This is a genomic window from Mucilaginibacter sp. (assembly GCF_039207105.1).
Classification (GTDB): Bacteria; Bacteroidota; Bacteroidia; order Sphingobacteriales; family Sphingobacteriaceae; genus Mucilaginibacter.
Map to the genome: position 1 here is coordinate 1 of NZ_JBCECK010000217.1, position 6,688 is coordinate 6,688.

The following is a 6,688-nucleotide window of genomic DNA, read 5'->3' on the forward strand; positions in this document are numbered from 1 at the left end:
GCATTATTCCGCACCGCTTACATGCAAAATTATAATGTAGCACTCAGCGGTGGCAGCCAAAATGTTACGTACCGTGTAAGCGGCGGTTATTTAAAACAACAAGGAACCATTGTTGGGTCTGATTACAACCGGTTAAACCTATCCAACAACCTGGTTTTCACACCAAAATCAAACCTCGAATTTGGTGAAAGTTTTGCCCTAAACAAGTCGTTAACTCATAATGTTCAAACCGATTATAACGGTAACTTGATCAATGATGCTTTTGCCGAAGATCCTACTATACCTGTTAAAAATCCCGACGGTAATTATAGCGCTACCAAATATTCGGATATTGTAAACCCCTTAGCTAAGGTTCATTATCTGTATGCCAACCGTCCGTACAACCAATGGGGTTTACTGGGTAATACCTATCTGCAATATAAACCTGTAAAAGGATTAACACTCAAAACATCGTATAGTATCGATCTTAAATTTACAGATAACAAGCAATTTACCCCAACTTATGATGTTGCTCCTAATTTCAGAAATCCCAATCCGCAGCTTTACCAGCAAAAGGACCAAACCAATCACTGGACATGGGATAACACCGCCACTTATGACTTTACTATAGGGAAAGATCATCATTTTGATGTTCTGGCCGGCGTATCTGAGGAAAGGTTCACTTATAATAATGTATACGGCCAAAACCAAGGCCAACCGGGTAATGATCCATTTTTGCAATACTTGGATGCGGGTATCAGCAACCCGGTAACCGGTGGAAGCCAACAACAATGGGATCTATTATCTTATATAGGCCGTATCAATTATAACTTCCAGAATAAGTATTATTTAACAGCTACACTTCGTCGTGATGGTTCATCAAAATTCGGTGCTAATAACCAGTTTGGTAATTTCCCATCTGTAGCCTTGGGTTGGAATTTAACCAACGAATCTTTTTTTCCGAAAACCCAAACACTCAACTATTTAAAACTTCGCGGCAGCTGGGGTAAATTAGGTAACCAATCGGTATTAGGATACTATGATTACGCTGCCAACATCAATACGGGATATTACGCTATTGGGTTACCAGCAGCGGCTGTACCAACGGCAGGACCAAACGGACTGGCCAATCCGGATATCAGATGGGAACAAACCAAGCAATGGAACGCTGGCTTCGATTATCAGTTATTTAGCGGCAAAGTAACCGGATCGTTTGATTACTATGAAAAAACAGCTGCCGATATGCTGCTTGTTTTGAACATCCCTTCCATATCCGGTTTTACGCAAAGTCCCCGTCAAAATGCCGGAACCATGAAAAATAAAGGCTTTGAATTTTCGTCTGATTATTCCACGCAGATCACCAGCGATTTAAACTTTAACGCAGGCTTTCATTTCGCTACAGTAAAAAATAAGGTTTTGAGTTTGGAACAAACCGGCGAGAAAATATATAGCGGCAATATTAAGCCAGGGCAAACGGAATTAACAGAAGTTGGCCAGCCTTTAGCATCGTTTTACGGTTATGTGGCTGATGGTATATTTCAAACGCCGGAAGATGTAAAAAATCATGCCACGCAGGCATCGGGTACTGCCCCAGGCGATATCAGGTTTAAAGACTTGAATGGCGATGGAGTCATTGATCAGAATGATCAAAAATTCCTGGGCTCCCCTATCCCAAAATTAACTTACGGTTTTAATGTAGGCGCTACTTATAAAGGTTTTGATCTGAATTTAGCTTTCTCTGGCGTTTACGGCAATAAACTCCTTGCAGCTTATAAATACTATACCGATGGTTTCTTTATCTCCAATTACAACATGGAAAAAGAAGCATTAGGCCGCTGGACAGGTCCGGGCACCAGCAACACGCTACCCCGCTTAACAGCAAGTGATCCTAATAATAACTCAAGGGTATCCAGTTTTTACCTGCAAAGCGGTTCATATCTGCGTTTGCAAAATTTAACCTTTGGATACACGCTGCCGCAAAAGTTTTTAGAACGCTCAAAGATCAAGTCGTTAAGATTCTACTTCTCAGCTCAAAACCTACTCACGTTTACCAAATATACCGGCTACGACCCGGAAATTGGGCAGCAGTATAGCGGAGCCGGAGGAAGCCTGGATCTAGGTATAGATAACGGTAATTATCCACAAAGCAGAACGCTTTCATTGGGAGCAAACCTATCCTTTTAACCGATGTACAACTTAAAAGCTATAATAATGAAATACGTATATATAATTCTGAGTATTGTTCTTATAACAGGCCTCGGGGGATGCAAAAAATTTCTGGACGAAACACCAACCGCGCATCAGTCAACATCAAGTTTTTATAAAACCAGCGATGATGCAGTAAGAGCGGTGACCGATGCCTACCGGATGATGAAAGACCAAGCTTATGGTGGCTATTCTCCGTCATCCTTTGGTGATATCATGGCTGACGATGCCAATAAAGGTGGTGGCGGTGCATCCGATCAGGGCCTGATTCAACAACTTAAAATTTTTACAGCAAAAGCTGATAATGGATACGTATTCAATGCCTGGAGAGATAATTTTAAAGGTATCTACCTGGCCAACCTGGTTCTGCAAAAGGTTCCGCCCATTTCTATGGACGATAAATTAAAAAAGCAGGTACTTGCCGAAGCTCAATTTTTACGCGGATATTTTTATTTGCAATTGGTCAGGTTATTTGGCCGAGTACCATTGGTTACCACACCGTTGGAAAATGGCGATTTCAATGTTGCTCAGGCTACTCCGGAACAAATTCTGGGACAAATTGAAGCTGATGCCAATGCGGCAATAAACGCGTTACCAACCAAAACAGAGCAAGCGGCTACCGACCGTGGCCGGGCTACCAAAGGCGCCGCACAGGCTTTGCTGCTTGAAACCTATATGTGGGAAAAGAAATGGGCACAAGCCTTGCAATTGGGCGATCAGATCATTACTTCAGGGCAGTACACACTGGCTCCTGATGTAACCCAGATATGGACGCTTGCCGGCGAGTTCGGCCCCGAATCTATATTTGAAGTGAATAATGACAACATTCCCGGAAAAGGTGTAGGCAACTTGCTGAACTTGTTTGACGCGCCAAGAAATACCTGGGGATACGGATTCACAGTTCCATCTGAATCGCTGGTTAAAGAATTTGAACCTGGCGACCCGAGGTTACATGCAACCGCTATATTCAACAATGAAAAGATGCCAGACGGCACTGTTGCCAATACTTCAACAAGCGAAACTGGCTATTGGAACAGGAAATACTGGCTGGCTACCAGTGAAATTCCAACCAATAATGGAGGTGGTGCTGGTGACGGACCAACTAACGATCGTGTTTACGGATTAGCCCAGGTAATGCTCTGGACAGCAGAGGCGGCTTTTCAAAGCGGCAATGCGGCACACGCAACAGACCTGGTTAACCAGATCAGGGCAAGGGCAAGAAAAAGTGGAGGAAATACTGATAATTCTATTTTGCCGGCATATAGCAGCGTAACTCTGGACAACATCTATCATGAAATGCGCGTTGAAACCGCTTTAGGTGAACACCGCCGGTTTTATGAACTGGTACGAACAGGAAGAGCAGCCGCTTTATTACCTGGCTTTAAAACAGGTGTAAATGAGCATGTACCTATTCCGCTGACCGAGATTCAGTTAAGCGGCGGGGTATTAACTCAAAACCCTGGTTATTAATATTTAAACATTATAAAAAAAAATCCCGTTGCAAAAACAGCGGGATTTTTTTAACTGATAATATTTAGTTGGTAAAGTGACCGATGAGATAACCGATAATCAAGGCAAACACAATCAAAACCAAATAAATATATTGCCGTATTTGCAAATTTTTGATCGTTTTTTGGAGATTACCCATCTGTGATTCATTGGCTAACTTTACATTCTGCAAGCGCATATTTTGCTGTTGCAGTTTGGCTAATGTGCCACCTACTTCAACCGTTTTTTTCTGCTCAAGCTTGTAACGTTGCGTAAAACCGCCCTCTTTCAGAAACTTTTCGCCTTTTGGTTTTAAAATAAGTTTCTCCGGTAATTCATAGTCACCATGTTTACCAGATTCTGCTACAAACCCTTCCCGGGTCAACGCCTGCACCATAGCAAAAGCCGTGGTTTCATCCTGATCAAAAAGTTCCAGCAATTGCAAACGCGTCAGACTGTCCGGAATGCCAAAAGCCTCCAGTACGGCATCCAGCATTTCGCATTCATATTCATTAAGATCCGTCATTATTACAAAAATAACAATATCTTTTGCTTGATACTGATATAACTAACGGTTCAAATAATAGAAAAGCAACAAAAAAGGTTGCCTCATCATATCGAGAACAACCTTTTATGCTTGAGTATAGTCTGTAATTTATGCCATACTCATTTCGCTGTGCGCTTTAGAATAATATATTGCCTCGTTAATATCCCGGATTTTGTACCAGTTGAGGGTTCACTCCCATAATATCCTTGCCGATCGGGAATATTTCAGTATGCTTATCACCATCTGGTTTTTTATCCCACCAGCTACCTGAACTAAATACTCCCCAGCGAATAAGGTCGGTACGACGACGGTTCTCGCCTAAGAACTCACGCCCCCATTCATCAAGCATTTCCTGATCTGTTAACTGGCTTCCGTCGCTTTTATATAAACTTGGGGAATTTGCAGGGTAATTACGTGCTCGTACAGCATTTAGTAATGTCACAGCTCCTGGTTTATCGCCCGATCTGTATTTACACTCTGCAAGTGAATAATATATTTCAGATAACCTAACCTCTGCATAAGCTGAGGTTATCCTATTAGGATCAGGAGTTGGATAAAGCGGATATTTCAAAAAGAATACGCCTGAGTTATGATCCGCATGGTTCATGTTTGATTCCTTATCGGCTATTTTTGTGCCCGGCTTACTATTCAGGAACATACCTACCTGGTCACGGATGTACAAAGGATAATTTCCTTTGTTTCCTTTCACGGTATCAGTTACTATTTTTCCGTTAACACTATGCTGATAAGGCAAATATCCAAATAAAAACATCCCTTCTCTTTTACTGTTACCCAGATTTTTGTACAATTTAAGGCGATAATCATCAGGATACTTTTGAAACTTTACAAATGGCTTGCCTAATTGAAAGCTATATTCTGTACTATCCACATCTCTGCCCGGTTGTAGTGCGTATTTTGGGTTAGCCTGGTTAAAATCGGTAAACCCGCAATAGAGCGGAGCGGCATCATAGGTCATGGCAAAAAAGTACATACCTCCATCATACTGCCAGTGGGTACGTGATAAACTGCCAGGAAAGCCATATATGGTTTCAGATGCAGTTGTACTGTTAGTATAATCAAAGGGAGCATCCCAACGGGTATCTAAGGCATACGAACCATATTTACCGTTAATAATATCCTGGCAAACTGTAGCGCACTCTGCAAATTTATCAACCCCTGTATACACTTTTGAGTTTAAATATAAGCGTACAAGCAATGCAGCGGCACCTGCTTTAGTCCATCTTCCTATACCCTTATCGCCTAAACTTTCACGTGTTGGCAAGTCAGGAATAGCTGCCTTTAACTCTGATTCAATAAAATTAAAGGCCTCTTGAGGCGGCACCTGTTTATTACCTTGTGTTGAGGTTTTGACATCGGTAATAATTTCAATATTTCGGTAAAAGTCAAGTGCTCTTAAATTGAACCAGGCACGCAGTGTTTTTAATTCAGCTTTAAAATCAGCTAACTCAGCAGGAGTAACGTTTAATTTACCCGGATCCTTTATATTCTCCATATCCTGCAGGGAATTTGTAGCCAGTGTAATACCTTGATAAAAAGCTGTCCATGCGCCATTTGTGAACCCGTCATTAATTGTCCAGGTATGGTAATGCATACGCTGGTAGTAACCGCCATCCTGCCAATCGCCCTGGCGGTTTACAGTGGCCAGTTCATCGGAGGAGTCTTCATTGACAGCAAAAATATCGTTGCCCTGAATGCTCCAATAAGCATGTTCAAAAGGCCTTAAAAAATCACGTATCACATCATCCCGTCGTGTCAAAAACTGATCGACAGCAACTTTATCATACACTTTTTCATCAAGCTTGGTACAACTGCCGGTTAATAATAGTACAATCAGAGCCGTACCAGAGCTTATATATCTTAATTTTTTTGTGCGTTTCATGTTTACAAAAATTATAGGTTAAAAAGTTACCTGAAGCCCCAATAGCAATTGAAGGGTTGACGGATAATAATTCAAGGTGCCGTTTCCATCTGAATTGAGGTTTATTCCGGGGCTTATACCATTCACAGGTATCAGATCGGGGTCACCACCCGTGTATTTTGTGAAAGTATGCAGGTTTCGGCCGGTAGCATATATTCTAATACGATGAATATATTTAGATGATATAGGATGTGAATATCCTAAGGAAATATTATCAAGCTTTACAAAGGAACCTGATTCTAAAAAATAATCAGACGCTATAGATGTTGTAGAAGAGTTGGTCAGTTTAGAATACTTACTGCTACTGTTATATGCCGAGGTTAGCGTGTTAATATCTGCCTGAGTAGCCGGTGTACCCAAATAAAATGCAGGCATATTAAAAACCTTATAGCCAAAATTACCTCGAAGAAATATACCCAAGTCCCAGTTTTCATACCTGAAAGTATTTCCTAATGAGGCTGTCCATTTAGGCAACCCATTTCCTATAAACTGCTTATCATCATTATTGGCATTATTAGCAGGTACTATAC

At 41.4% G+C, this 6,688-nt stretch carries 4 protein-coding genes and 1 pseudogene; 2 read left to right on the forward strand and 3 right to left on the reverse strand.

All coding sequences use genetic code 11. The features are described 5' to 3' along the window. On the forward strand, positions 1 to 2,163 hold a 2,163-nt coding region (locus tag AAGC65_RS24025), incomplete at its 5' end, for a SusC/RagA family TonB-linked outer membrane protein (RefSeq protein ID WP_343115003.1). Positions 2,164 to 2,190: 27 nt separating this feature from the next. Continuing rightward, positions 2,191 to 3,654: a RagB/SusD family nutrient uptake outer membrane protein gene (locus tag AAGC65_RS24030; RefSeq protein WP_343115004.1), complete on the forward strand. Its 1,464-nt coding sequence runs from the start codon at positions 2,191 to 2,193 to the stop codon at positions 3,652 to 3,654. A 64-nt stretch (positions 3,655 to 3,718) separates the two neighbouring features. On the opposite strand, the gene AAGC65_RS24035 is transcribed toward AAGC65_RS24030, so the two are convergent. From AAGC65_RS24035 to AAGC65_RS24045, 3 genes and pseudogenes are all read right to left on the reverse strand, one after another. Then, entirely contained in the window at positions 3,719 to 4,198 is a 480-nt protein-coding gene (locus tag AAGC65_RS24035; RefSeq protein WP_343115005.1) for a hypothetical protein, read from the reverse strand. Positions 4,199 to 4,376: 178 nt separating this feature from the next. Then, positions 4,377 to 6,119, reverse strand: a complete 1,743-nt coding sequence (locus AAGC65_RS24040) for a RagB/SusD family nutrient uptake outer membrane protein (protein WP_343115006.1) — start codon at positions 6,117 to 6,119, stop codon at positions 4,377 to 4,379. A gap of 18 nt (positions 6,120 to 6,137) precedes the next feature. Beyond that, positions 6,138 to 6,688 (reverse strand): annotated as a pseudogene (locus AAGC65_RS24045) (SusC/RagA family TonB-linked outer membrane protein); the annotation flags it as partial.

Excerpts from the sequence above, each read along its gene's own strand:
- AAGC65_RS24030 (WP_343115004.1), top strand. The coding sequence starts at position 2,191 with ATGAAATACGTATATATAATTCTGAGTATTGTTCTTATAACAGGCCTC.
- AAGC65_RS24035 (WP_343115005.1), bottom strand. The coding sequence starts at position 4,198 with ATGACGGATCTTAATGAATATGAATGCGAAATGCTGGATGCCGTACTG.
- AAGC65_RS24040 (WP_343115006.1), bottom strand. The coding sequence starts at position 6,119 with ATGAAACGCACAAAAAAATTAAGATATATAAGCTCTGGTACGGCTCTG.